The organism is Verrucosispora sp. WMMA2121 (assembly GCF_027460185.1).
GTDB lineage: Bacteria > Actinomycetota > Actinomycetes > Mycobacteriales > Micromonosporaceae > Micromonospora > Micromonospora palythoicola.
Map to the genome: position 1 here is coordinate 1,367,888 of NZ_JAPZBH010000006.1, position 25,055 is coordinate 1,392,942.

At 72.4% G+C, this 25,055-nt stretch carries 25 protein-coding genes and 1 tRNA gene; 5 read left to right on the plus strand and 21 right to left on the minus strand.

The annotated features are described in order from the left end of the window. Positions 1-69 precede the first annotated feature (69 nt). Complete coding sequence (locus O7605_RS15140; RefSeq protein WP_269739789.1) at positions 70-1,440, minus strand: cystathionine beta-synthase; 1,371 nt, start codon at positions 1,438-1,440, stop codon at positions 70-72. Positions 1,441-1,522: 82 nt separating this feature from the next. Further along, positions 1,523-1,879 (minus strand): YkvA family protein, encoded by a 357-nt coding sequence (locus O7605_RS15145; RefSeq protein ID WP_269739790.1) that lies wholly within the window; start codon positions 1,877-1,879, stop codon positions 1,523-1,525. 139 nt (positions 1,880-2,018) lie between these two features. Here O7605_RS15145 and O7605_RS15150 point away from each other — a divergent pair, with 139 nt between their 5' ends. The 3 genes from O7605_RS15150 (at position 2,019) to O7605_RS15160 (ending at position 5,275) form a co-directional block, all read left to right on the plus strand. After that, a complete protein-coding gene (locus O7605_RS15150) occupies positions 2,019-3,071 on the plus strand; it encodes an SGNH/GDSL hydrolase family protein (protein ID WP_269739791.1) in 1,053 nt (350 codons plus the stop codon). Positions 3,072-3,123: 52 nt separating this feature from the next. After that, positions 3,124-3,927, plus strand: coding sequence for an SGNH/GDSL hydrolase family protein (locus tag O7605_RS15155; RefSeq protein ID WP_269739792.1), 804 nt, complete (start codon positions 3,124-3,126; stop codon positions 3,925-3,927). 88 nt (positions 3,928-4,015) lie between these two features. Further along, complete coding sequence (locus tag O7605_RS15160) at positions 4,016-5,275, plus strand: acetyl-CoA C-acetyltransferase (RefSeq protein WP_269739793.1); 1,260 nt, start codon at positions 4,016-4,018, stop codon at positions 5,273-5,275. A gap of 71 nt (positions 5,276-5,346) precedes the next feature. On the opposite strand, the gene O7605_RS15165 is transcribed toward O7605_RS15160, so the two are convergent. The 3 genes from O7605_RS15165 to O7605_RS15175 form a co-directional block, all read right to left on the minus strand. After that, complete coding sequence (locus tag O7605_RS15165) at positions 5,347-5,640, minus strand: hypothetical protein (RefSeq protein ID WP_269739794.1); 294 nt, start codon at positions 5,638-5,640, stop codon at positions 5,347-5,349. Positions 5,641-5,877: 237 nt separating this feature from the next. Beyond that, positions 5,878-6,711, minus strand: a complete 834-nt coding sequence (locus tag O7605_RS15170) for a Bax inhibitor-1/YccA family protein (protein WP_093406384.1) — start codon at positions 6,709-6,711, stop codon at positions 5,878-5,880. A 147-nt stretch (positions 6,712-6,858) separates the two neighbouring features. After that, a tRNA-Leu gene (locus O7605_RS15175) sits at positions 6,859-6,939 on the minus strand. Between the two features lie 101 nt (positions 6,940-7,040). Here O7605_RS15175 and O7605_RS15180 point away from each other — a divergent pair. Beyond that, complete coding sequence (locus O7605_RS15180) at positions 7,041-8,876, plus strand: hypothetical protein (protein WP_269739795.1); 1,836 nt, start codon at positions 7,041-7,043, stop codon at positions 8,874-8,876. Between the two features lie 34 nt (positions 8,877-8,910). Here O7605_RS15180 and O7605_RS15185 read toward each other — a convergent pair whose 3' ends face one another. The 13 genes from O7605_RS15185 to eno all read right to left on the minus strand — a co-directional run bounded on the left by O7605_RS15185 (position 8,911) and on the right by eno (position 20,594). Then, positions 8,911-10,236, minus strand: a complete 1,326-nt coding sequence (locus O7605_RS15185) for an NAD(P)/FAD-dependent oxidoreductase (RefSeq protein WP_269739796.1) — start codon at positions 10,234-10,236, stop codon at positions 8,911-8,913. A gap of 155 nt (positions 10,237-10,391) precedes the next feature. Continuing rightward, positions 10,392-10,955, minus strand: coding sequence for a hypothetical protein (locus tag O7605_RS15190; protein WP_269742642.1), 564 nt, complete (start codon positions 10,953-10,955; stop codon positions 10,392-10,394). Positions 10,956-11,013: 58 nt separating this feature from the next. Beyond that, positions 11,014-12,366: a DUF58 domain-containing protein gene (locus O7605_RS15195; protein WP_269742644.1), complete on the minus strand. Its 1,353-nt coding sequence runs from the start codon at positions 12,364-12,366 to the stop codon at positions 11,014-11,016. Between the two features lie 44 nt (positions 12,367-12,410). After that, the gene (locus O7605_RS15200; RefSeq protein ID WP_164446087.1) at positions 12,411-13,418 is read right to left on the minus strand and encodes an AAA family ATPase; all 1,008 of its coding nucleotides are present in this window, start codon (positions 13,416-13,418) and stop codon (positions 12,411-12,413) included. Then, positions 13,418-14,002: a hypothetical protein gene (locus tag O7605_RS15205; protein ID WP_269739797.1), complete on the minus strand. Its 585-nt coding sequence runs from the start codon at positions 14,000-14,002 to the stop codon at positions 13,418-13,420. The genes O7605_RS15200 and O7605_RS15205 overlap by 1 nt, the downstream gene beginning before the upstream one ends. Then, positions 13,999-14,727 (minus strand): DUF4129 domain-containing protein, encoded by a 729-nt coding sequence (locus O7605_RS15210; protein WP_269739798.1) that lies wholly within the window; start codon positions 14,725-14,727, stop codon positions 13,999-14,001. Before O7605_RS15210 ends, O7605_RS15205 begins: the two co-directional genes overlap by 4 nt. Before the next feature lie 8 nt (positions 14,728-14,735). Beyond that, complete coding sequence (locus tag O7605_RS15215; protein WP_269739799.1) at positions 14,736-15,476, minus strand: uracil-DNA glycosylase; 741 nt, start codon at positions 15,474-15,476, stop codon at positions 14,736-14,738. Then, entirely contained in the window at positions 15,469-16,155 is a 687-nt protein-coding gene (locus O7605_RS15220) for a dienelactone hydrolase family protein (protein ID WP_269739800.1), read from the minus strand. The genes O7605_RS15215 and O7605_RS15220 overlap by 8 nt, the downstream gene beginning before the upstream one ends. Before the next feature lie 127 nt (positions 16,156-16,282). Beyond that, positions 16,283-17,236, minus strand: coding sequence for a Ppx/GppA phosphatase family protein (locus tag O7605_RS15225; RefSeq protein ID WP_269742645.1), 954 nt, complete (start codon positions 17,234-17,236; stop codon positions 16,283-16,285). Between the two features lie 344 nt (positions 17,237-17,580). Then, positions 17,581-18,093: an amino-acid N-acetyltransferase gene (locus O7605_RS15230; RefSeq protein WP_269739801.1), complete on the minus strand. Its 513-nt coding sequence runs from the start codon at positions 18,091-18,093 to the stop codon at positions 17,581-17,583. After that, positions 18,090-18,647, minus strand: a complete 558-nt coding sequence (locus O7605_RS15235; RefSeq protein WP_269739802.1) for a DUF501 domain-containing protein — start codon at positions 18,645-18,647, stop codon at positions 18,090-18,092. Before O7605_RS15235 ends, O7605_RS15230 begins: the two co-directional genes overlap by 4 nt. Positions 18,648-18,669: 22 nt before the next feature. Then, complete coding sequence (locus tag O7605_RS15240) at positions 18,670-19,281, minus strand: FtsB family cell division protein (RefSeq protein WP_269739803.1); 612 nt, start codon at positions 19,279-19,281, stop codon at positions 18,670-18,672. 29 nt (positions 19,282-19,310) lie between these two features. Beyond that, positions 19,311-20,594: a phosphopyruvate hydratase gene (gene eno, locus O7605_RS15245; RefSeq protein ID WP_269739804.1), complete on the minus strand. Its 1,284-nt coding sequence runs from the start codon at positions 20,592-20,594 to the stop codon at positions 19,311-19,313. A gap of 221 nt (positions 20,595-20,815) precedes the next feature. On the opposite strand from eno, the gene O7605_RS15250 reads away from it, so the two are divergent. Beyond that, positions 20,816-21,508 carry a hypothetical protein gene (locus O7605_RS15250; RefSeq protein ID WP_269739805.1) on the plus strand — a complete coding sequence of 231 codons (693 nt, stop codon included), beginning with the start codon at positions 20,816-20,818 and terminating at the stop codon, positions 21,506-21,508. A 30-nt stretch (positions 21,509-21,538) separates the two neighbouring features. On the opposite strand, the gene O7605_RS15255 is transcribed toward O7605_RS15250, so the two are convergent. The 3 genes from O7605_RS15255 to O7605_RS15265 all read right to left on the minus strand — a co-directional run bounded on the left by O7605_RS15255 (position 21,539) and on the right by O7605_RS15265 (position 25,046). Further along, positions 21,539-23,158: a DUF885 domain-containing protein gene (locus tag O7605_RS15255; RefSeq protein WP_269739806.1), complete on the minus strand. Its 1,620-nt coding sequence runs from the start codon at positions 23,156-23,158 to the stop codon at positions 21,539-21,541. 119 nt (positions 23,159-23,277) lie between these two features. Then, complete coding sequence (locus tag O7605_RS15260; RefSeq protein ID WP_269739807.1) at positions 23,278-24,276, minus strand: nucleoside triphosphate pyrophosphohydrolase; 999 nt, start codon at positions 24,274-24,276, stop codon at positions 23,278-23,280. Positions 24,277-24,278: 2 nt separating this feature from the next. Then, the gene (locus O7605_RS15265; RefSeq protein ID WP_269739808.1) at positions 24,279-25,046 is read right to left on the minus strand and encodes a hypothetical protein; all 768 of its coding nucleotides are present in this window, start codon (positions 25,044-25,046) and stop codon (positions 24,279-24,281) included. Positions 25,047-25,055: the final 9 nt, after the last annotated feature.

Consider the following 25,055-nt stretch of genomic DNA (forward strand, 5'->3'; position numbering starts at 1 on the left):
CATCGTGGAGATCGACAACTGCCGCTAACCTCATGATCAACACTGGGTGGGGGGGGTGGGGGGGTGGGTTCAGCGGGCGCCTAGGTGGGCTAGGAGGTCCTGGCGGGTGAGGACGCCCTTGGGTTTGCCGTCGATCAGGACCAGCGCGGCGTCGGACTTCTCCAGCAGGTTCACCGCCTCGCTGACCGGCTGGCCGCCGCCGATCATCGGCAGCGGCGGGCCCATGTGCCGCTCGATGGTGTCGTGCAGGTGCGCCTGACCGGTGAAGAGCGCGTCGAGCAGGTCCTTCTCGGCGATCGAGCCGGCCACCTCGCCGGTCACCACCGGCGGCTCGGCCTTGAGCACCGGCAACTGCGAGACGCCGTACTCGCGCATGTAGTCGATGGCGTCGCGGACCGTCTCGGTCGGATGCACGTGGACCAGTTCGGGCAGGCCACCCGGCTTGCCGGCCAGGGCCTGCGAGACGGTGGGCTCCGAACCGGAGGCGTCGAGGAAGCCGTAACGCGCCATCCAGGCGTCGTTGAAGATCTTGGAGAGATAGCCCCGGCCGCCGTCCGGCAGCAGCACCACGACCACGTCGTCCGGGCCGGCGGTGCGCGCCACCTCCAACGCCGCGACCGCCGCCATGCCGCAGGAGCCACCGACGAGCAGGCCCTCCTCGCGGGCCAGCCGCCGGGTCATCTCGAAGGACTGCTTGTCCGAGACCTCGATGATCTGGTCGGCCACGCTCCGGTCGTACGTCTCCGGCCAGAAGTCCTCGCCAACCCCCTCGACCAGGTACGGCCGACCGGTGCCGCCGGAGTAGACCGAGCCCTCCGGGTCGGCACCGATGATCTTGACGGCGCCGTTGGAGGCCTCCTTCAGGTAGCGCCCGATACCGGAGATGGTGCCGCCGGTGCCCACCCCGGCCACGAAGTGGGTGATCCGTCCCTCGGTCTGCTTCCACAGCTCCGGGCCGGTCGTCTCGTAGTGCGAGCGCGGGTTCGCCGGGTTGGCGTACTGGTTTGGCTTCCACGCGCCGGGGATCTCCCGGGCCAGCCGGTCGGAGACGTTGTAGTACGAGCGGGGGTCCTCCGGCGCGACGGCCGTCGGGCAGACCACCACCTCGGCACCGTACGCCCGCAGCACGTCCTGCTTGTCCTGGCTGACCTTGTCCGGGCAGACGAACACGCAGCGGTACCCCCGGAGCTGGGCCACCAGGGCCAGCCCGACGCCGGTGTTGCCGCTGGTCGGCTCGACGATGGTGCCGCCCGGACGGAGAATCCCCGCCGCCTCGGCGTCCTCCACCATGCGCAGCGCGATCCGGTCCTTCACCGACCCGCCGGGGTTGAGGTACTCCACCTTCGCCAGCACCGTCGCCCGGATGCCCTCGGCGACGTTGCGTAGCCGCACCAGCGGCGTGTTGCCGATCATTTCGACGACGTTGTCGTAGTACTGCACCTCGTTGTGCCCTTTCGCTCCGGCACCGGCACGCCAGGCCGGGCGGGTGAACCAGGTGGAATTCCCGCCCAGGGTACGTCGGTCAGCGCACCACGTGGCCCGGGACCACGGTGCTGCGACGTGCCTCCCACTCCAGGAACCGCTCGGTCTCGGCGAGCACCGAACCGGCCAGCCAGGTGACCATCACCGCGTCGTCGATGAGCCCGAACACGGTGAGGAACATTTCCGGGACCGCGTCGATCGGCGAGACGATGTACGCCGTGGCGGCGGTCATCATGGCCAGCCGCAACCCGCCGTCGTACTGGCCACGGGCGGTGGCCGCGATCATCCTGGGCAGCGCCCCGATCCGGGCGCCGAGCGACGGCCCGCCCCGGGCACCGGCGGTCATCGCCCGCGCCAGCGCCACGAACGCGGCACCTCGCTTCAACGTCTTCGCCATCGTCGTGCTCCTCTCCACGTGCAGCGTGACGCCCCGCCGCAACACCGTCCATCCAAGTACCCAGGACGGTCGATTTCCAGGCACCGTAGCGCCGCAACGATGACAGCAGGGCGTCAGACGGGCGCGCTAATGTCACGGTATGGGGGTCGCTGGTTCCGTCGTACCGGATCGTCCGCGCTGGCGGCGCACCCTGCGGGTGGCCCGGCTCGCGGCCATCGGCACGGGCGCCACGGTGGCCGCCGCGGCGGCGACCACAGGTGTGCTCCTCGGTCAGGCCCGGCAGGCCCGACGCACCATCCCGATGGCCGAGGCGCCGCCGCCACGCTGCGACGGCATCTACGGCCCGAAGTTTCCCGGGCCACCGATCACCATGGTCGTTCTCGGTGACTCGTCGGCCGCCGGTTACGGAGTGCACCGACGCCGTGAGACGCCGGGCGCGTTGTTGGCCACCGGCCTGTCCCGGCGACTCCGGCGGCCCGTCCGGTTGCACCGGTTCGCGGTGGTGGGCGCCATCTCGGCCGGCTTGAAATTCCAGGTCGAGGCGGCCCTGGAGTGCGACCCCGACGTCGCGGTCATCCTGATCGGCGGCAACGACGTCACCAACCGCACGCCGCCGGCCCTGGCCGTGCGCTACCTCGTCGAAGGGGTCCGGGCGCTGCGCGCGGGCGGCGCCGAGGTGGTCGTCGGGACCTGCCCCGACCTGGGCGCGATCCGACCCATCCAGCCGCCGCTGCGCTGGTTGGCCCGCCGGTGGAGCCGGCAACTCGCCGCGGCGCAGACGGTAGCGGTGGTCTCGGCCGGTGGTTGGACGGTCTCGCTCGGCGACCTGCTCGGTCCCCGGTTCACCGCCGAGCCCGGGCGGATGTTCGCCTGGGACCGGTTCCACCCCTCCGCCGAGGGGTACGCGGCGGCTGCCGCCGCCCTGTTGCCGACGGTGCTCTCCGCGCTGGGGCACGGCGGCGAACGCAGGCCTACGCCAACGCGTCTCGAAGGCGTACGGTCGTTGCCGAAGGCCGCGCAGGAGGCGGCTCGGCATCCGGGGACGGAGGTCAGCGGTACGCAGGTCCGCGGCAGCGAGAGCGGCCCGGCCGGCCGTTGGGCGCAGCTGCGCCGGCGGGCATTCTTCGGTGTCGGTCCGACGCCGAAGGGCGCCCCCACCGTCGACTCACCCGCAGTGGAAGGATTCTCATGACCGAGCGGATCAGGGGCCGGTTCGGCTCCGGCGCCGGCCCGAGGCGGGCATCATGACCGGTCTTCCTCCCGGCGACCGGGTCGCCGCCCGCGTCGCCCGCACCGCCGCGTTCTCCCTGCTCGCTGGGGCGCTCGGCGGAGCCGCGGTGCTCGCCGGCGAGGCCGTGGTGGCACGCAACCGACGCTACGCCCAGCCGGAACTCGGCCTGGCACTGCGGGCCACCGTCGGTCGGTCCGGCGCCCCACCGCTACGTCTGGTGCTGCTGGGCGACTCCGCCGCCCTCGGCGTCGGCGTGGACCGGCTCGGCGACACCATCGGCGGGCAGTTGGCGGAGCTGCTCGCCGAGGGGCCGGGCGGGCGGCAGGTTCACCTGTCCAGCGTCGGTGTCTCCGGGTCCCGCTCCACCGACCTCGCCACCCAGGTGGCCCGGGCACTGCTCGGTGAACGGCCGGACGTGGCGGTCATCCTGGTCGGCGCCAACGACGTCACCGGCATGCGCCGGCCGGCCGAGGCCGCCGCCTACCTCGGCGCGGCGGTGCACCGGCTGCGGCACGCCGGAGTGGAGGTCGTGGTCGGCACCTGCCCGGATCTCGGCGCGGTACGCGCGATCGCGTCGCCCCTGCGGCAGGTCGTCGGCTGGCTGGGGCGCCGCGTCGCCCGGGCACAGACCGGTGCGGTGCTCGACGCCGGGGGGACGGTCGTCGATCTGGCTACCGAGACGGGTCCGGTGTTCCGGGCCGACGCCGGCACCTTCTGCCACGACGGCTACCACCCCTCCGCCGACGGCTACCGGGTCTGGGCGCACGCCCTGTTGCCCGCGGTGGTCGCCGCAGCGGCCGTCACCCCACGCCACTGAGCCGCCCGCTCGTCCGGGTGCGCGGGGTGACATTTCCCGGCACCCGGAAAACTTCCGCCGCAAGTTACCGGCGAGTTAACGTGACCGTATGCCGATTGAGTCGTCCCGCGACGCCGTCATCGTCGCCACCGCCCGCTCCCCCATCGGCCGGGCCCACAAGGGGTCCCTACGGGATCTCCGCCCGGACGATCTGGCCGCCACCATCGTGCAGGCGGCCCTGGACAAGGTGCCGCAGCTCGACCCGCGACAGATAGACGACCTCTACCTCGGGTGCGGCCTGCCCGGCGGGGAACAGGGCTTCAACATGGCTCGCGTGGTGGCCGTGCTGATGGGTCTCGACGGTCTGCCCGGCGCGACCCTGACCCGCTACTGCGCCTCCTCGTTGCAGACGACGCGGATGGCCATGCACGCGATCCGGGCCGGTGAGGGCGACGTCTTCGTCTCCGCCGGGGTCGAGATGGTCTCCCGGTACGCGCGCGGCAGCTCCGACGGCCTGCCGCCCGAGGCCCAGGCCCTGCTCGGCGGCTGGGAGAACCCCCGCTTCGCGGCGGCACGTGAGCGGTCCAAGGCCCGCGCCGAGGCCGGCGCGCCGGTCTGGACCGACCCGCGCGAGAAGGACGCCCTGCCCGACGTGTACCTGGCCATGGGGCAGACCGCCGAGAATCTCGCCCAGGTCCACGACGTGACCCGCGCGGAGATGGACGCCTTCGGCGTACGCAGCCAGAACCTGGCCGAGAAGGCGATCGCCGACGGGTTCTGGGCCCGGGAGATCACCCCGGTCACCACGCCCGACGGCACGGTGGTCAGCACCGACGACGGCCCCCGCGCCGGGGTCACCCTGGAGGCGGTCGCCGAGCTGAAGCCGGTCTTCCGCCCGGACGGCCGGATCACCGCCGGCAACTGCTGCCCGCTCAACGACGGGGCCGCCGCCGTGGTCGTGATGAGCGCCCAGCGGGCCGAGGAACTGGGCGTGACCCCGCTGGCGCGGATCGTCTCCACGAGTGTCACCGCGTTGTCGCCGGAGATCATGGGCCTCGGCCCGGTGGAGGCGAGCCGACAGGCACTCGAACGCGCCGGGATGACCATCGACGACGTCGACCTGGTCGAGATCAACGAGGCGTTCGCCGCCCAGGTGATCCCGTCGTACCGCCAGCTCGGCATCCCGGAGGAGAAGCTGAACGTGATGGGCGGGGCGATCGCCGTCGGTCACCCGTTCGGAATGACCGGTGCCCGGATCACCGGCACGCTGCTCAACGCCCTGCAGTGGCACGACAAGACCATCGGCCTGGAGACCATGTGCGTCGGCGGCGGGCAGGGCATGGCGATGGTCGTCGAGCGCCTGAGCTGACATCGCGACGACGGCCGACGTCAGCGACGGCGGTCGCGACAGTGCGGCACGGGCGGCTCGGGACGCCCGGTCTAGAGCGCGGTGCGGGTCGCGGTCACCTCGGTCGCGGCCCGGGCCAGGGCCTCCTCGCCCGGGTCCGCCGTGAGCAGGTCGGCGGCGACCACCCGGAGCTGGTCGGGCAGGGCGAGGTCGTTGTCGAGTCGGGGTACGTCCCGGCGTGGCTGCCCTTCCGCGTCCGCGGCGAGGTTGGCGATCTCCTGTACCAGCCGGTGCACCAGATCCGCCCGGGACACGTTGCCGACCGACGCCGCGGCCGACCACCGTGGCTGCTGCCAGTGGCTGACCTGCCGCACCAAAAGCTCCACCCCCCGCACAACCTCCGCCCCTGACTCACTCCCACCAACACCCGCCACCCCCCGCACTCTACGCACGACCCCCAACCGACCGCCGATCATGGGGTTGTGGTAGTTGATTCCTCCGCTTAAGCCCGACCTGTCCGGTGCCACAACTGCATGATCGGCACAGAGGGAGGGTGGGGGTGGGGAGACGACGGCGCCCGCCCCGGGGTGGGGCGGGCGCCGGTCGGTCGTCGGGCGGCGAGGTCAGTCGTCGCCCTGGAAGTAGCTCAGCAGACGCAGCATCTCGATGTAGAGCCAGATCAGGCTGACCAGGATGCCGAACGCGGCAACCCACGAGTAGCGCTGCGGCAGGCCCATCCGGACGCCGTCCTCGACCTCCTTGAAGCTGAGCACGAAGCTCAGCGAGGCGACCACGATGCAGACGATGCTGAACCCGATGGCCAGCGGGCTGCCGTCCCGCAGACCGGTGTTGACGCCGAAGAGCGCCAGCACCAGGTTGATCAGCATGACGGCGAACAGGCCCGCCATCACCGCGATCATGCCCTTGACGAACTTCGGCGTCGCCCGGATGACCCGCGCCTTGTAGAGCATGGCCATCACGAAGAAGACGCCGAAGGTCGCGGTCACCGCCTGGAGCACGATGCCGTCGTACAGCGATTCGAAGAACTTGCTCACCGCGCCGACGAGGACACCCTCGACGACGGCGTACGCGACGACGAGCGCCGGGTTCGCCATCCGGGAGAACGAGATGATCAGGCCGAGCACCAGGCCGACGATGGCCGCGCCGATCCAGGCGACGCCGAGCAGCGCGTCGGGCACCAGCGCCCACGCCGCCGCGGCGGCGACGCCGACGATGGCCAGGAGGGTGACCGTCTTGACCACCACGTCGTCGATCGACATGGGGGTGACCGCCGGCGGGGCTGACGGAAAGCCGGGCGCGCCCGGGTAGCCGGCCTGCGGCGGAACCTGCTGGGGGTAGCCGGGCTGTCCGTACGGCCCGGACGGGGCGTACCCGGCGGCCCGCTCCCGCTCGGCCGCCTGACCGAGCCGGGCGAGCACCGGGTTCGAAGTCTTCACTGTCTGGCCTCCCTAAGGGGGTCGTGGCACGTCAACGCGCGCTACAAGAGTAAACGCCCCGCACAGCCCAGTGGTGATCGGAAGGCTGAGCGAACGCTGAGAGTGCCCGGTTCGGGTCGCCAGCGCCGGACCCTGCGGACGGCGGGGTGCCCGGGGCGGGGGTCGAACCCGCACGCCTTGCGGCAGCCGCTTTTAAGGCGGCCGTGTCTGCCGTTCCACCACCCGGGCGGGTGACACCGGGGCGCCAGCGCGAACGGTGCAGTGCCACGGTAGCGGGTTCGTCGCCACTGCGGCGTCCCCCGTCGAGCACCGCCACTAGGGTCGAGGCCGTGAGCAGCCGCGCACCCATCGCCCCCACCGACGACGTGGCCACGCAGGCGGATCACCCTCTTGCCCGGGTACGCCGGCTGCCGCTCACCCGGTGGGGCCGGACGTTCGCCCGGCATCGGATCGACCTGCTGATCGGGCTGTTCTTCGCGGCGCTGGCCGGCGCGCTCACCCACCGGCTCTGGGCCGACCCGACCGGTCTGGTGCTCGCGCTCAACCCCGAGGACCAGGTGCTCTACGAGTGGTTCCTGGCCGTCGACGCGCGGGCTCTGCTGGGCGACTTCGGCCTGTCCACCGACCGGCTCAACGCCCCGGTCGGGGTCAATCTGATGGCCAACACGTCGGTCATCGCCCTGGGTGTGCTGTTCGCCCCGATCACCCTGCTGTTCGGCGCTCCGGTCACCTTCGTCCTGCTGGTGACGCTCAACCTCGCCGGCACCGCGACCGCCTGGTACCTCCTGTTCAGCCGTACGCTGCGGGCCCGCCGGGCCGCCGCGACGCTGGGCGGTGCCCTGTGCGGCCTCGCCCCGGGCATGGTGTCCCAGAGCAACAGCCACCTGCACATGACGGCGCAGTGGCTGCTCCCGGTCATCGTCTGGCTGGTCGTACGCCTGCTGCGGGCCGCCGAGCCCGCCGCTGGAGCGGCGGGCGGGCCCGACCGACGCCGGCTGACCACCTCCGCGCTCGGGTTGGCCGCCGTCGTCTCCGTCCAGGTGTTCATCGGCGAGGAGGTGCTGTTCCTCGCCGCGCTCACCCTGCTGGTGATGGCGACGACGATGATCGTCGCGGACCGTGACCTGGCCCGCCGGGCGCTGCCCGCCTTCACCGGTGCGATGGCCCTCGCCACCGGTGCGGCCCTGCTGGTGCTCGCCCGGCCGCTGTGGCTCCAGTTCGCCGGTCCGCTCGGCGTTGCCGACGGCATGTTCAGCCCGCACTACTTCTCCGCCGACCTGCGTAGCTGGTGGGCGATCTCGCCGCTGTCCCTGGTCGGGGACGAGCGTGCCGCCCGGCTGAGCACCGGCCCGGCCGAGTACAACACCTTCCTGGGCTGGCCGCTGCTGGTGGTCACCGTCGGCTGCGTCGTCTGGCTGGGCCGCCGTCCGCTGGTGCTGGCCTGCGCCACCGGCATTCTCGTGATGGGTGCGCTGTCGCTCGGTCCCGAGGTGGTCCTCGACGGCGAAGGCACCGGTCTGCCCGGGCCGTACGCGCTGCTCGGCGGCCTGCCGGTGGTCGACGGCGCGCTGCCGATGCGGTTCGCCCTGGCCGTACCGCCGCTGGTCGCGACGCTGCTGGTGCTGGCGGTCGACCGGGCACTACGCGGCACGGCCCGCACCCGCCGGCTGACGCTGGTCACGGTCGCCGTGGCGGTGCTACCGCTGATCCCGGCACCGCTGCCCACCGCGCACCGACCGCCGGTTCCCGAGTTCATCACCGCCGGCCACTGGCGGACGTGTGTCGAGCCGGGCGGCGTCCTGGTACCGGTGCCACTGGCCACGCCCAAGCAACCCTGGCCGATGCGGTGGGCGACCGCCGCCGACGCCGCGTTCAGCATGCCGCAGGGATTCTTCATCGGCCCGCACGGCCGGGGTGGCAGCGCCGCGATGGGCGTCGCCCCGCGCCCCACCTCCGCTCTGCTGGCCGAGGTGGCCCGCAGCGGCCTCCGGCCGGTCGTCGGCGACGAGCAGCGCCGCCGTGCGGCGGCGGACGTCGAACACTGGGGTGCCTCGTGCGTGGTGCTGGCCGCCGACACCGCGCACTCCGACAGCCTGCGACTGACGTTGGAGGCGCTCTACGGCCCGTCGACCCGACTCAGCGACGCCTGGTACTGGCGGGTCTGAGCGCGTGGGGCGCCGATGGCGCCCCACGCGGGACTCACACCTTTGCCGGTGGCTGGGACGCCTCGGCGAACTCCTCGCGCGGGTCGTGCAACTGGCCGAGGGCCACCACCTCACGCTTGAGCACGAACGCCAGCGTCCAGTCGACCACCACCCGGACCTTCCGGTTGAGGGAGGGGATCCGGCTCATGTGGTACGTCCGGTGCATGAACCACGCCGGCCAGCCGGTCATCTTGATCCCGTAGACCTGGGCGACCCCCTTGTGCAGGCCGAGGCTCGCCACGCTGCCGGCGTGCTTGTGCTTGTAGGGGACCGGCTCGCGGCCCCGGAGCACGGCCACGATGTTGTCGGCCATCCGCTGGGCCTGGCGTACCGCGTGCTGGGCGCTCGGCGAGCAGTAGTTGCCCGGCGGCTTGGTCAGATCCGGTACGGCGGCACAGTCACCGGCGCTCCAGGCGCCCTCGACCACCCGGTCACCGTCGACCACCTGGAGCGTCGGCAGGCAGGTCACCCGGCGTCGCTCCTCGCGGGGGAAGTCGGTCGCGTCCAGCATCGGTGACGGCTTCACCCCGGCGGTCCAGACGATGGTGTCCGCGCTGAAGCTGTCCCCGTCGGAGAGCTTGACCACCCCGTCGACGCAGGACTCCAGCCGGGTGTCGAGCCGGATGTCCATGTCCCGCTTCAGCAACTGCTGCACCGTGTAGGCGCCCATGTCCCGGTCGACCTCCGGCAGCACCCGCTGGGTGGCCTCGACCAGTACCCAGCGCATGTCCGACGTGTTCAGCTCCGGGTAGTACTTCAGCGCGTGCCGGGCCATGTCCTCCATCTCGGCCAACGCCTCGATGCCGGCGTACCCGCCACCGACGAAGACAAAGGTCAGCGCCCGGCGGCGTACCTCGGGGTCGGTCGTGGCGGCGGCCACGTCCAGCTGTTCGAGCACGTGGTTGCGCAGGAAGATGGCCTCACCGATGGTCTTGAAGCCGATGCCGTGCTCGTGCAGGCCGGGGATCGGCAGGGTCCGGGAGACCGAGCCGGGCGCGACCACCACGTGGTCGTAGGTGATCTCGCGGGGCGGGCCGATGATCGGCTGCACCGTGGCGGTCCTACTCGCGTGGTCGATCCGGGTCACCGCACCGGCCACCACCTTGCACCGGCGCAACTCCCGACGCAGCGGCACCACGGAGTGCCGTGGGGAGATGTTCCCCGCCGAAGCCTCGGGCAGGAACGGCTGGTACGTCATGTGCGGCTGGGGGTCGACGACGACGACCTCAGCCTCCCGGGAACTCAGCTTCTTCGACAGGCGCAGCGCCGCGTAGAGACCGACGTGCCCGGCGCCCACCACAAGGATCCGCTTCGGATTCACGCCTACCATCTTTCCCCTACCGACAGCGGTAATCCCGGCTGCGCCCCCGTTCTGTGACCGAGCACAAGGCGGCTGTGACGCCGGTAACGGCGGCCACCGTCGCCACCGCCGACGCAGCAACACCCCCGGTCACCCCGGCCCCGACGGCCCCTGGTTCACCTGCGTCGCAGCAGCCCGGCCAGCAACGCCGTCACCCCGACGGCAAGCAGCAGACCGGCCACCGTCACCGCCTGCCAGCCGCCTTCGGCGGCCCGGACACCGGCGAGTTCGAGCAGCAGCACGCCGAGCACCGACGTGGCGAGCAACACTCCCGCGGCCCGGGTGAGCCAACGCACTATCACGTCCGGATCCACCACGGCGTCATACGGCAGCACCGCCACCAGCGCGCAGAGCGTGTGGGTCAGGTAGAGCGCCACGGCCACCGCCATCAGTCGCCACAACGCGATCGGCCGGTCGTACCCGTCGGTGGCGAGCAGCCACCCGCCGACCGTGACCAACGCGGCGAAGGTCGGCCAGAGCCGGCGCGGCGCCACCGCCGGCAGCACCGCGACCGCCACCAACGGGCCCAGTGCCCGCCCGACCACGACCTCGGCGGGGTACGCGAGCAGCAACCCCACGAGCGTGCTGAGGAAGATCCCCACCCGGACCAGTACGGGAGTGAGGGAGATCCGCGCCGCGGCCGTCCGCACCGCCCGGACCCGCCCGATGACCGACCCCATCACCGGGCTGACCTCTCGCTCGCGACTGCGGGACTCCGCTGCGCTGCGTTCCTCGCGCTCACCGGCCACCCACCCGAGGGGCGGTGGCCAGCCTCGCCACGTCACGCAGCACCTGGTCGAGACTGCCGGTGCCGGCCCACGGCACCACCGGCACCCCGTGCTCACGCAACTGCGCGATCATCGTGTCCCGGTCCAGTCGCCACAGCCGGTACGCCACCTCGACCCAGCCCCGGTCCTGCGGCGGTGACAGGTCCGCCGGAAGCGTGTCGACGGCCACCACGAACCGTCCCGAACGGGCCAACCGGGCGAGCATCTGCGCCGACCGCTCCTCCAGCAACGGGGTGAGCACCACCACCAGCGCGTCCGCGGAGAGCAGTTGCGGACCGAACACATGGTCGTACGGCTCGTGCGGGGAGGACTGGGCCTTGACGTCCAACAGCCACTCCAGCACGGTCAGGTACTGCCGTCGTCCGGTGGCCGGACGCAGCCGCCGGGCACTCGGGCCGTACTCCAGCAGTGCCACCCGGTCACCCCGGTGCAGGTAGTGCTCGGCGATCGCGGCGGCCGCCCGGACCGTGGTGTCCAGCACCGACGCGGTGCCGGTGACCCCGCCGGAGCGCCCCGCCTCGGCCAGCACGTCGAGCAGTACGACCACCTCGGCGTCCCGGTCGGACAGGGTGGCCGCCACGTGCAGTTGCCGGGCCCGCAGCGACACCCGCCAGTCGATGCGGCGCAGCCGGTCACCGGGGGCGAAGACCCGCACCCCGGCGAGTTCGCCCCCCTCGCCGGGACGACGCGAGTGATGCGCCCCGACCAGGCCGGCGGCCCGGGGCATCACCTCGACCGCTTCGAACGGCTCGGTCTTCGGGTACACCTTGGACCTGACCGGTTCGACGACCACCGCGCGCGAGACCAGCAGGCCCTGCGCGGCGGCGACCCGGGCGCCCGCCGGGCCCAGCGGATGCCGACCCCACCGCAGCGCGGTACCGGCCAGTTCCAGGTCGACGGCGGTGTCCGGGGCTACCGACGTGACGAACGGACGGTCCGCGACGGTCGGCCGACCGGCACCGGCGGGCCGACCGGTGCCGACGACCGCGCTGCCGGCGAGACCCGCCCGCTCGACCCGCAGCCACGGTGAGACGCGGGTACGCAGCACCGCCACGTCGTAGGAGACCGTACCCGGGTTGCCGACGGTGACCGTCCCGGTCATGGCACCGCCTTCCACCAGGGGGTCCTCGTCGGCGCTGAGCCACACCCGGGGCAGGTCGACGGGTCGGCGCCGCAACGCGTACGCGGTGCCGAGGGCGAACGGGACGGCCAGCACGATCAGATCCACCCGTCCCAGCACCACCGCGGCGATCAGGAGCAGGCCGGTGAGCAGCACCGCCCGGCCGAACGCCCAGGTGGGCATCCAGTTGGTCGGTGCCGACTGTTCGCTCCGCTCGCTCACGCCGGTCAGTCTCCCGGCCGACCGGCGGCGTAGCTGGGCAGCGCGCCGCTGGCCGGCGCCGGGGTGCCGTCGAGAACCTCACCGACCACGAAGGAGGGATCGACGCGGCGCAGCCACATCTCCGGTCGCAACGTGATCCGGTGTGCCAGCGCCGGGGCCGCGACGTCCTTGACGTCCTCGGGCACCACGTAGTCCCGCCCCGAGAGCACCGCCCGTACCCGGGACAGCAGCAGCAGGGCCAGCGATCCGCGTGGCGACGCACCGACCAGCACCGACGGATGCTCGCGGGTGGCCGCGGTCAGCGCCACGATGTACCGGCCCACCGAGTCCTCGACCACGACGTCCTCCAACGCCGCCTGCATGGCGCGCAGGGTGCCGGCGTCGACCACCGGCTTGATGTCGGCCTCCTCCCGGCGGCGCGCCATCCGCCGACGCAGCACCTCCCACTCCTCGTCCTGCGCCGGGTAACCGAATGACACCCGCAGCAGGAACCGGTCCAGCTGCGCCTCCGGCAACGGATAGGTGCCCTCGTACTCGATGGGATTGGCGGTGGCCAGCACGTGGAACGGCTCGTCGAGCCGGTACGTCACGCCCTCCACCGAGACCTGCTTCTCCTGCATCGCCTCCAGCAGGGCCGACTGGGTCTTCGGCGGGGTCCGGTTGATCTCGTCGGCGAGCAGCAGGTTGGTGAAGACCGGCCCGGCCCGGAAGGTGAAGTCACCGCTGCGCTGGTCGTAGAGGAAGGAGCCGGTGACGTCGGCGGGCAGCAGGTCGGGGGTGAACTGCAGCCGCCGGAAGTCCAGGCCCAGCGCCTGGGCGAAGGACCGCGCGGTGAGCGTCTTGCCCAACCCCGGCAGGTCCTCCAGCAGCACGTGGCCGCCGGCGAGGATGCCGGCCAGCACCAGCTCCAGGGCGTCCCGTTTGCCGACCACGACCTGGCCCACCGCGTCCAGCACGGCCCGGGCGAGGCGACCGACCTCGGTGGGGGGCATCGTCCGGCCGACGTCGTTCATCAGATCTTCTCCAGTTCGGCGACGATCGCCGCGAGGTCGCGCGGCGAAGGGGTGCGGCGGGGTGGGGTCTCCAGGAACGTCGACAGGCGGTCGCCCAGCAGGGCGCGGGCCCGGGTCGGGTCGGACTCGCGGGTGACGCCGTACTTCAGGCGCATCCGCTCGTCCGCCAGCTCGGCCAACCGGGGCAGGATCATCGTGGTGAACCGTTCGGGGCTCGTCTTGGACCACTCCAGAGGTGTCGCCCAACCGTTGACCGCCACCCGCAGCGCGTCCCGCGCGTCCCAGTTGTAGGTGCCGGGTTCCTCGCCGCCCCGCGACGACGAACCCTGGCCGGACTTCGCCGGTGGCGCGAGGGTGGCGACGATCCGGCGTACCACCAGCAGCGCGACCACGGCGGTGACCAGCACCAGCAACGAGACCCGCAGCCCGACCGCGCGCAGTCCGGCGACGGCGACCACGGTCACCGCCACGGTGACACCGAGCACGCCGGCGACGGTACGCAGCCGCCCGCCCCGGCGTCGCTCGGACTGGACCGGCCGGTCCTCGGAGAAGCTGAGCAGGTCGTCGATACTCGTGCTGCTCACACCGGCTCACCTCCGGCCAGTGCGGTCAGTTCGCCACGCAGCCGGCGCAGGGCCACCCGGGCCTGGTCCCGGGTCCGTTCGTCCACCGGGCGGGTGGCGTACCGGGCCTCGCGGTAGACGTTCGCGAAGCCGGCCAGCACGTCGGCGCTCACGATCGCCGGCACGCCGGTGGACGGATCACCGGCGAGCAGCCGGGTGACCAGGTCGGTGGGGGTGTCACCGGTCAGTCGGGGCACCCCGGCGACGGCGGCGGCCTCTTCGAGCCGCACCCAGCAGGCGATAACCGCGGTCCGTGGATCGGTGGCCTGGTCGTCCAGGTCCACCAGGCCGGCGTCGACGGCGGCGACCACCTCCGCGGCGGTGCCCTCGGCACTGCGCCGGGTCGGCTGCCCGGGAAGTGCCCGGGTGACCCGCCGCTGCACCCCCCGGGCCACGGTCCACAGCAGATAGCTGAGAGCGGCGAGCAGCGCCAGCCCGAGCACCGCCACCGCCACCGTGCCGAGCCAGGACGGGATCCGGGTGCGGGTCTGCTCGGCGGCCTCGCGGGGTTCGGCCGGGATCGACGGACGCGGCTCCCCGCTGGGGTACTCCAGCACGAAGGGGGCGTCCTTGACCGCGGGCGGTATCCGGCTCGCGCCGATCGACGAGTGCGCGGTGGCCAGGGTCACGGCGGCGAGCAGGGCAATCACCGCCGTCACCGGCCACCACCTGCGAAGCACGTCCATCGATTACCTCAGTCCACCCCCGCCAGCAGTTTCGCCCGGGCGAACACGTCGTCCAGCATCTCTGGTGTCAACCGACCGGTGAAGGTGTTCTGCTGGCTGACGTGGTAGCAACCGAGCAGTTCCGGTCCGGTCGTGCCGGACCAGTGTGCCCCATGCCCGAACGGCGGTCGCGGGCTGGGCGGAGGAACGCCGTATCCGGCGCGTAACGCCGGCCACCACGCGGCCCAGGCGAAGGCGCCCAACGCCACCACCACCCGCAGCGTCGGCCGGATCAGCTCGACCTCCCGGTGCAGCCAGGGCGCGCAGGTGTCCCGCTCGCCCGGGGTGGGCTTGTTGTCCGGTGGGGCGCAGCGTACGGCGGCGAAGATCCGCGTGTCACGCAGCGTCAGACCGTCGTCGACGGCCACACTCGTCGGCTGGTCGGCCAGGCCGGCCCGATGCAGGGCGGCGAAGAGCACGTCACCGGACCGGTCGCCGGTGAAGACCCGGCCGGTGCGGTTGCCGCCGTGCGCGGCCGGGGCCAGCCCGAGGATGGCGATCCGGGCCGCCGGATCACCGAAGCCGGGCACCGGCCGCCCCCAGTACTCCTGATCGCGGAAGGCTGCCCGCCTGGTGCGGGCGACCTCCTCCCGCCAGTCGACCAACCGGGGGCAGGCGAAACAGTCGGCGACGCCCGCGTCCAGATCAGCCAGGTCCGTCGCGCGCGCGGCGCGGGTGAGGACCTCGGAGGGGGTACGCGACTCAGCCAAGCTTGGCCCGGAAGAGTTCGAGGGTGCGCGCCCAGGCACTGGTGGCGGCCCGCTGGTCGAACTTCTCCGGCCGGTCCTCGTTGAAGAAGGCGTGCGAGGTGCCCGGGTAGTCGTGCAGCTGGCAGGTGCCGCCGGAGTTCTCGATGGCCCGGCGTACCGCCTGCACACCCGGATCCGCGGAGGTGCCGTCCGCCTCCGAGCAGTGCACCAGCGCGTCCTTGCCCGCGTAGTCGGTCCACTCGGTACGCATGCCCTCCCAGGGCAACTGGGGGTAGAAGGCGGCGGTGGCGACGATCCGCTCGGAGAAGTTCGCCGCCCACAGCGCCAGGCTGGCCCCGGCGCAGAAGCCGGCGCAGCCCACCTTGCCGGTGACCTCGACGCGGCCGGCGAGGTAGTCGGCGGCGGCGGCGATCTCCTGTGCCGTCTCGTCCATCTGCGGCCCGTTGAGCAGCCGCCGGGGCTCACTCGGCTTTCCGGCCGGCTCGCCGTGCCGGAAATCGGGTGCGAGGGCGACGAAGCCCGCCTCGGCGAAGCGGTCCACCACCGACCTGATGTGCGGCACGAGGCCCCACCAGTCCTGGATCACGATCACTGCCGGGCTCGCCGCGCCGGTGGCGGGTATCGCGAGATATCCCTCACCCGTGCCGGCATCACCACGGTAGGTCACCATCTCGCCCATCGGCCCGTCCTCCTAGCGGTCAGTCATCGTTGGCTGGTCGCCCAGTGGTCCTACGTGCGGGTAGCCTGCCACGCGGTGACCACCGCCGGGAAGATGCCGGAACAGTGGCATTCACCTCCCGTTCGCGTCAGCGCCGATACCTCCCGTTGGCGTTTGCCATACTCCAGGCGATGCCGTCGAGGATGTCGTGCTCGGAGGCGACCACGGCGGCCATGCCGGCCCGCTCCATGGCGACGCGGAGCACCAGGGCGCCGGCACCGATCACGTCGGCGCGGCCGGGATGCATCACCGGGATGGCCAGCCGCTGCTCGCGCGTCATGGCCAGCAGGTCGGCGGTCACCTCCGCCACCCGGTCGTACGACACCCGGGCGTGGTGGATGCGGGCCGGGTCGTACCCGGTGAGGCCCTCGGCGATCGCGACCACGGTGGTGACCGACCCGGCGAGCCCGACCAGCGTGGCCGCCTGCCGTCCCGGCACGGCCGTCAGCGCCCGATCCACCGCGACCGCGATGTCGGCTTGGGCGGCGGCGATCTCGTCCAGGCCGGGCGGGTCCGCGCGCAGGTGCCGTTCGGTCATCCGGACGCAGCCGATGTCCATGGAGACAGCGGCGTCGACACCACCGTCCCGGGTGCCGACGACGAACTCGGTCGAGCCGCCGCCGATGTCCAGCACCAGGTACGGCGACGGCGCGTCGGCGGGCAGGCCGCGCACCGCTCCGGTGAACGACAGCCGCGCCTCCTCGTCCCCGCTGACCACCTCCGGCACGACGCCGAGCGTCTGCTCGACCATCGCGCGGAAGTCGGCCGCGTTCTCCGCGTCCCGGCTGGCCGACGTGGCACACATCCGCACCCGCTCGGCACCCAGCTTGTCGATCTCAGCGGCGTAGTCGGCGAGCGCGATCCGGGTCCGCTCGATCGCCTCCGGAGCGAGCCGGCCGGTGGCGTCCACCCCCTGGCCGAGCCGGACGATCTCCATCCGCCGGCTCCGGTCGACCAGCGGCGCCTCCGGCCCGGCCGAGGGATCGGGCAGGTCGGCCACCAGCAACCGGATCGAGTTGGTGCCACAGTCGATGGCCGCCACGCGCGTCGTCACGCCGAGAACCCTACCGTCGTCTCCGACCCACCACTCCGGCCACCGGGCTCACGGAAAGTAGCCATGCGATTAGTGACTCTCCGAAGTCGAGCAGCCGAGGAACCCACTATGCCCAGCCCGTCCTTTGCTCTGCTTACCTATACGCAATACCTCGATGAGCAGGTATTCCTTGAAACATGGCCAGGCCCCCAACCGCCCAGCCGTCACCGAAAGTGAACCTGTGCGTATAGGTAAGCAGAGCAAAGGTGGCGGAAGGGAGAGTGGGATCCGGCGGGTGTGGCCACCGTCAGTTATGGCGCAGGACCACGGAGAGGGGCAACGCGGGGGCGTGGTCAGAGGCGTAGCAGCATGCGGGTGTTGCCCAGGGTGTTCGGCTTGACCCGTTCCAGGTCGAGGAACTCGGCGACACCCTCGTCGTACGAGCGCAGCAGTTGCTCGTAGACGAGGTGCGGCACCGGGGCACCGTCGATCTCGGTGAAGCCGAACGAACCGAAGAACCGGGTCTCGAAGGTCAGCACGAAGATGCGGGCCACGCCCAGTTCCCGTGCCGCGCCGATCAGCTCCGCGACGATCCGGTGCCCGATCCGCTGCCCCCGGCAGCAGGGATCGACCGCCACCGTGCGGATCTCCGCCAGGTCCTCCCACATCACGTGCAGCGCGCCGCAGCCCACCACCGTGCCGTCGGCGACCCGGCTGGCGACCCGGAACTCCTGCACGTCCTCGTACAGGGTGACGGTGGCCTTGCTGAGCAGGCGGCGGTCGTCGGTGTAGGTGTCCACCAACCGCCGGATCGCCCGTACGTCGGCGGTCCGGGCCCGCCGGATCACGACATCGTCGTCGCTCACCCGGGCTCCGGCACGTCGACGCAGGGTCCGGTCGTCCACCACGGCTCGACCAGGTCGAGCGTCTCGTCACCGAAGGGGTTGACACCCGGCCCGGCGGCGAGCGCGTGACCGAGCTGGACGTGCAGGCACTTGACCCGGCCGGGCATCCCACCAGCCGAGATGCCGGCGATCTCGGGCACCCCGGCGATGGCGTCCCGGCGGGTCAGGTAGTCCTCGTGGGCCGCGCGGTACCGGGCGGCCAACTCCGGGTCGTCGGCCAGCCGCTGCGCCATCTCCTTCATCAGGCCGGCCGACTCCAGCCGGCTGCACGCCGCGGTCGCCCGGGGACAGGTCAGGTAGAACAGCGTCGGAAAGGGGGTGCCGTCGGCCAGCCGGGGTGTCGTCTCCACCACGTCGGGCAGGCCACACGGGCAGCGGTGGGCCACCGCCCGGGTGCCCCGGGGTGGGCGTCCGAGCTGCGCGCCCACCGCGGCCAGGTCGGCCTCCGTGGCCGGTTCCCGCTTCGGCGGGGGTACGGAGGCCGCCGCCGGCTCCTGCGGTGGTACGACAGTCACGATGCCAGCTCTCGTCGGGTGCTCAGTCTTCGGTCTGGTGGGCGTCGGCGGCGCGCACGCTGGACCAGAGCGTGTCGTACCAGGGGTCGGGGGTGACCGGGGTGACCGGGCCCTCGGCGGTGCCCGCCTCGCGGGCCGCGCCGGCCGGATCGTCGAGCAGGATCAGCATCTTCTCACCGGGCCGCCGCATGAAGAACCGCTCCCGGGCCTGGGTCTCGATGTACGCCTTGTCCTGCCACTTCTCCGCCTGGGTGGTCAGCTCGGCGATCAGCTCCCGCTGGGCCGCCTGCGCAGCCTCCATCCGCTCGATGTCGGCCTGCTGGTCGAGGTAGACCCGGACCGGGTAGGTGTAGGCGAGGGCGAGCGCGATCAGCACCGCGAACAGCACGGTGGCGCGGCCGGTGAGACCTCGGGATCGGGGTGCGGACAACCGCGTCACCGCACCACCGGCGGCGGCCCGCCGGGCGGCGGCGGGGCGCTTGGCGGAGCGTACGCCCTCGGCGCCGCGGGTGGCCGACGGCGCCCGGCCGGCGGCGGACCGCGACTCGGCGCGGACGCCACCGTCGCGGGCCGTGCCGGCGCGGGCCGGCCGGCGGACCGGACGCTGACCACCCGGCGTGCGGCGCTGCTGCATCACACCCCTCCCCCGAGGTATGGCATCGGTCAGGCGGAACGGTAACGCGGGAAGGCTCCGGCACCGGCGTACCGCGCCGCGTCGGCCAGTTCCTCCTCGATCCGCAGGAGCTGGTTGTACTTCGCGACCCGGTCCGATCGGGCCGGCGCACCGGTCTTGATCTGGCCGCAGCCGGTCGCCACCGCCAGGTCGGCGATGGTGGTGTCCTCGGTCTCGCCGGAGCGGTGGCTCATCATGCACTTGAAGCCGGCCCGGTGGGCCAGGTCCACCGCGTCCAGCGTCTCGGTGAGCGAGCCGATCTGGTTGACCTTGACCAGCACCGCGTTGGCCGCCTGCTCGGCGATGCCCCGGGCGATGCGCTGCGGGTTGGTGACGAACAGGTCGTCGCCGACGATCTGGATCCGGTCACCGATCGCGGCGGTCAGGGTCTGCCAGCCGGTCCAGTCGTCCTCGGCCAGCGGGTCCTCGATGGAGACGATCGGGTACGCGTCGGCCAGCTTGGTGTAGTACTCGCTCATCTCCGCGGCGCTCTTGGTCGCGCCCTCGAAGGTGTAGCTGCCGTCGGCGAAGAACTCGGTGGCGGCGACGTCGAGGGCGAAGACGATGTCGGTACCGAGCCGGTAGCCGGCTTTCTCCACCGCCTCGGCGATCAGGTCCAGCGCGGCGGCGTTGGTCGGCAGGTTCGGCGCGAAGCCGCCCTCGTCGCCGAGCCCGGTGGAGAGGTCCTTCTTCTTCAGCACCGACTTGAGCGCGTGGTACACCTCGGCACCGGAGCGCAGCGCTTCCCGGAAGCTGGGCGCGCCGATCGGCGCGATCATGAACTCCTGGATGTCGACGTTGCTGTCGGCGTGGGCCCCGCCGTTGAGGATGTTCATCATCGGCACCGGCAGCAGGTGTGCGTTCGGCCCACCCAGGTAGCGGAAGAGGCTCAGGTCGGCGCTGCCGGCCGCGGCCTTCGCCACCGCCAGGGAGACCCCGAGGATCGCGTTGGCGCCCAGCTCGGCCTTGTTGTCGGTGCCGTCGATGTCGAGCATCTTCTGGTCGATCGCCCGCTGCTCGCTGGCTTCGTAGCCGATCAGCTGGTCGACGATCCGGTCCTCGATGTTGGCGACCGCCTTCTCCACTCCCTTGCCCAGGTAGCGGTCCTTGTCACCGTCGCGCAGCTCGATCGCCTCGAAGGCGCCGGTCGAGGCGCCGGAGGGCACCGCCGCCCGGGAGATCGTGCCGTCGTCGAGCCCGACCTCGACCTCGACCGTCGGGTTGCCCCGCGAGTCCAGGATCTCCCGAGCCTCGATTACCTCGATGGTTGCCACTGAGTCGCTCCTCGTTCGTGTGGTCTCGTCCGGTATGGGCCGCGACGGTGCGGCAGCGGCAGGTGTTGAACGCAGCGTATCGGTCCCCGCTCCCCGGCACGGCGACCGGGCGGGTCGACGACCACGCTGCGGTAACCGACGGGTCGGACATTCCCGGATTCTCGTGCCTCAACCGGCAACCGGTTTGCACGAGCGGGACCCGATCGACAAGGCTGGTCGTCATGCCCGCCGCTTCGACCACTCTCCGTACGCTCGCGGTGTCGGTCATCGCGTTGCTCACCGTCACCGGCTGCCAGGCCCTGGACGACGCCGGGCGGGCCATGGGTCGATCCGACATCGTCAACGACCTCGCCGCGCGGATGGACCGGGCGCTGGAGCTGACCTATTCGGCCGAGTACCAGCTTCCGGGCGGGCGGAGCGCGTCGTTCGTCCAGTCGCAGGACCCGGCCCGGTCCAGCTACACCTGGCCCGGCGGAAAGCTGACCGTCACCGACGAGGCGACCACCCGGTGCGACACCGACGGCGATCGGGCCGTGTGCACCGTGGAGGAGCCGCCCGCCCCCAACAGCAAGCCCTCGGTGGTGGTCTTCGCCGAGGCCGAGCTGCAGGGGCTGGTCACGCCTCCGATGGTGATGGGCCGGCTGACCGCCGCGGCGTTGGATCCGGACGCGGTCATCACCGAGCGCAGCAGCACCGTCGTCGGCCACCACGCGACCTGCGTCGACGTGCGTCAGAACGGGGAGAGCTTCACCGCCTGCGTGACCGGGGAGGGCGCGCTGGGCAGCTTCACCGGCCAGGTCGACGGGCAACCGGTCGAGCTGGCGCTGAGCCGCTACCGCGACCAGGTCGACGGCGGCGCCTTCGACCTGCCGGCGGGTGCCGACGTGGTGGACCGGCGCACCGAGGGCCCCTGAGCCGGCCCCCGCGCGGCCGGGCCGGACGGCCTACAGGTCGAGCAGGGTGCGCAGGTGGCGCGGTGGCGGGCTGCCGTGCGCGAGCATCTCGTCGTGCCAGTCCCGCAGCGGCACGTGGTGCGGGCGAGCGGCGGCGATCTCGGCCATCTCGCTGTAGCCGACGAAGTACGTCGACAGCTGCGCCGAGGTCAGCAGCGCGCGACGCCACTTGCCGGCCGCCTCGCCCTCCTCCTGGAAGCCGCGTCCGGTCAACAGCGCCATCGCCTCCGCCTCGGGCAGATCCTCGGCGTGCGTCAGCTGATCGAGCAGCGCGTTGAGGGTCATCCGCAGCTGCATCTTCAGCTGCTGCAACCGCACCGGCAGGCCACCGAAGCCGCGGTCGACCATCAGCTCCTCGGCGTAGACCGCCCACCCCTCGACGAAGGGGCCGGAGCGGATCAACGCCCGTACCCGGGTGGAGCCGACGTACCGCCGGGCGTGGGCGAGTTGGAGGAAATGGCCCGGCATCGCCTCGTGCACCGTGAGGTTACGGATCATGTGGTCGTTGTACTCGCGGTAGAACGACTCGACCCGGCGCGCGGGCCAGTCCACCGGTGTCGGCGCGATGCAGTAGAACGTCGGCACCGCAGCGGTCTCCAGACCACCGGGCGCGTCGCAGTAGGCCACCGCCACACCCCGGGCGAACTGCGGCATCACCTGGATGACGCACGGGTCGTCCGGCACGCTCACCAGGTCGTGCGCCCGGACGACGTCACTCGCCTCGTCCAGGGTGATCGAGGCCAGGTCGACGATCGTGTGGTCGTCGGGGTGTTCGGCGGCGAGCAGGTCGAGGGACCGGCGTACGGTCTCGTCGTCGGCCGGGCCACCGACCAGTTCGACCGCCGCCGCGCGGATCTCGTCGGTGACCCGGTCGAGGTTCGCCCAGGCCCGCCGCTGAATCTCGGCGGCGCTCAGCTCGGTGTCGAGGGTGTGCCACAGGCGCGCCTCCCAACGCCGCCGACCCAGGCGGGGATCGCGGCCCGGGCCGGCGTCGGCGGTCAGGCCGACACGCAGCCAGGCGACGAACTCGTCGAGCGCGGCCAGCGCCGAGGTGGCCGCCGGCTCGATCCGGTCGAAGCCGGCGGGGGCCTGCGCGAGCAACGCGGGTACCTCGTCGCGGATCAGCGCCGCCACCCCGGTGAACTGGCCGACCGCCGTCTCGGCGTGGATCCGGGGCATGTCACGCAACGTCGCGCGCGCGGTGGCCAGCGCGTCCGGGATCGCGGCGAGCCGGCCGGCGAGGGCGGTCAGCCGCACCTCCACCGGCGCGTACGGGCGCGACAGCAGGGCGTGCAGCAGTGGACCGGGGTTGTGGACGAGCGGGTCCCACTCGTGTCCCCGGATCTCGGTCAGCTCGAACAGTTCCCGGTCGACGAGGGCGGAGAGCACGGCGTGGTCGACCCGTTCCTCGGCGTCGAGGTCATCGGGGTCGATCTCGACGAGCGCGCTCGCCGCGTCGACGAGCATCGCCCGGTCCCCCGCGACCGCGTCGGCCGAGAAATCCGGCAGCCGGTCGTCGACCCGATGGTCCCCCGCCAACGCGGCGAGCCCCGGCCGACCCCCCAGCAACGCCTCGACAACCCGCTCCCCCACCACCCGAAACCGCTCCACCCCCCGACCCTAACCACCCCCACCCAAACCCGCCCGCCAGCGCCCCACCCCCACCTTTGCCTCGTTGATCATGAGGTTAGCGGCACGGAATCCGACATTTCGCTCCGCTAACCTCATGATCAACGCGGCTGGGTGGGGGTGGTGGGTGGGGGTGGGGGTTCGGTGGTGCGGATGGTTTGGGCGTGGGAGAGGGCGGTGCGGCGGAGGGCGGCTTCGGGGTCCACGTCGGACGTGCGGGCCTGGGCGACCAGGGCGAGCAGGTGGGCACCGAGGGTGGTTTCGGGGTCGGGTTGTGTCTCCGGTGACGGCAGCGGCGCGGTGACGCCGGCCCGGGCGGCACGCTCGACGATCTTCGCCGCCAGGGCGAGCGCCGGTTGGCTCAACGCGATGCCGTCGAGGACCGAGTCACGGGCCTTCTCCGCCTGCTTGATCCGCTCCCAGTTGGCGGTGATCTCCTCCAGGGTGCCCGCCTCGGCACCGGCGAAGACGTGTGGGTTGCGTCGGATCATCTTGTCCACCAGCCCACCGGCCACGTCGTCGATGGTCCAGCGTTCGTCCTCGGGCAGCTCCTCGGCCAGCCGGGCGTGCAGCACCACCTGGAGCAGCACGTCGCCCAGTTCCTCGCGCAGCGCGTCGGTGTCCCCGGCGCTCATCGCGTCATAGGCCTCGTAGCTCTCCTCCAGCAGGAAGCGGGCCAGGCTGCGGTGGGTCTGCGCCCGCTTCCACGGATCCCCGCCGGGCGAGAGCAGCCGGTCGAGCACCGCCACCGCGTCCAGCAGGCGAGCGCCCGGAGGATCCCACGAGCCGTACATCAGCTCCAGCTCCGCCAACCCTGGCTCGCGGGCCAGCCGCAGCCCCAACTCCCGGGCCACCGACTCGTCGCCGGCCGGGCCGGCCAGCCAGACCACCGTGTCATGTGCCGCCACCGCGTCGAGCAGCGCCGGCACCGGCGGCCCGTCGAGCACCCGCACCTCGGCGCCCGCCGACCGCAGCGCCGTGGTCAGCTCGCTCTCCTCGGCGACCAGCACCGGAGCCGCGCGTACGACGTCCCAGGCGGCTGCCGTCAGCAGCCCGGCCGGCAACCGGGGCGAGGTCACCAGCAGGACGATCCGGGGCATGCTCAGCCGGCGGACGGTACGGGCGGCTCGGGGCGCGGCTGCGGGGTGGAGATGTCGGTGACCGCGTCGGATCCCGGCTCACCCAGCGGCACGCCCACCGCGATGGCCTGACCGGTGAAGCTCAGCACCGGGAACACCAGCGGCCGGTACCGGGGGTTGACCGTCACGTCGTAGGTCTCGACGGCCTCGCGCAGCGAGTTGCGGTTGGCCAGGGCCTGGCGCAGCTGGTCGCCGTCGAGCTGGGCGGCGGCCTCCTCGACGGTCACCTCGGGCGGCACCGCGCCGGCCCGCTTGCCCGCCTCGACCAGCTCGGTCAGCTCCTGCTCGGTGGGGGCCACCGGAGCGCCGATCGGGATGCCGGACAGGCAGGTGTACAGCTCGGCCACCTGCCGCACGTACCCCGTCTCCGGGCTCAGGCCGATGCCCTGCGCCACCTGCGCCGGGTCGATCTGGTTCTGCGGCCGGTAGCCCTCGTCGGCGGAGACCCGCTCGCAGACCTCGCTGAGCACCAGGGTGCTCACCACCTGGCTGCGCGCGGGCAGCTGGGGCTCCTGGCCGGGCAGCGGAGGCTCCTGGCCGGGCGGCGCCTCGTCCCCCTCGGTCGGGGTCGGGTTCTTCGCCTGAACGTCCTCGATTACCTCGGTGACCGCGTCCTCGGTGATCCGATGGTCACCGACGTACGCGGCGACACCGGGCTCGGAACGGCAACCGGCGAGGGCGACGAGGCCGACCGCCACGCTGGCGACGGCGACAAGACGGCGAGCACGCATGCCCGTCAC

Coding starts and splice junctions, on each gene's coding strand:
- O7605_RS15190 (WP_269742642.1), bottom strand. CDS start 10,955: ATGGGGTCGGTCATCGGGCGGGTCCGGGCGGTGCGGACGGCCGCGGCG.
- O7605_RS15265 (WP_269739808.1), bottom strand. CDS start 25,046: ATGCGTGCTCGCCGTCTTGTCGCCGTCGCCAGCGTGGCGGTCGGCCTC.
- O7605_RS15150 (WP_269739791.1), top strand. CDS start 2,019: ATGGGGGTCGCTGGTTCCGTCGTACCGGATCGTCCGCGCTGGCGGCGC.
- O7605_RS15200 (WP_164446087.1), bottom strand. CDS start 13,418: ATGAACGACGTCGGCCGGACGATGCCCCCCACCGAGGTCGGTCGCCTC.
- O7605_RS15250 (WP_269739805.1), top strand. CDS start 20,816: ATGCCCGCCGCTTCGACCACTCTCCGTACGCTCGCGGTGTCGGTCATC.
- O7605_RS15220 (WP_269739800.1), bottom strand. CDS start 16,155: ATGGGCGAGATGGTGACCTACCGTGGTGATGCCGGCACGGGTGAGGGA.
- O7605_RS15260 (WP_269739807.1), bottom strand. CDS start 24,276: ATGCCCCGGATCGTCCTGCTGGTGACCTCGCCCCGGTTGCCGGCCGGG.
- O7605_RS15210 (WP_269739798.1), bottom strand. CDS start 14,727: ATGGACGTGCTTCGCAGGTGGTGGCCGGTGACGGCGGTGATTGCCCTG.
- O7605_RS15160 (WP_269739793.1), top strand. CDS start 4,016: ATGCCGATTGAGTCGTCCCGCGACGCCGTCATCGTCGCCACCGCCCGC.
- O7605_RS15145 (WP_269739790.1), bottom strand. CDS start 1,879: ATGGCGAAGACGTTGAAGCGAGGTGCCGCGTTCGTGGCGCTGGCGCGG.
- O7605_RS15155 (WP_269739792.1), top strand. CDS start 3,124: ATGACCGGTCTTCCTCCCGGCGACCGGGTCGCCGCCCGCGTCGCCCGC.
- O7605_RS15195 (WP_269742644.1), bottom strand. CDS start 12,366: ATGCCCACCTGGGCGTTCGGCCGGGCGGTGCTGCTCACCGGCCTGCTC.
- O7605_RS15240 (WP_269739803.1), bottom strand. CDS start 19,281: ATGCAGCAGCGCCGCACGCCGGGTGGTCAGCGTCCGGTCCGCCGGCCG.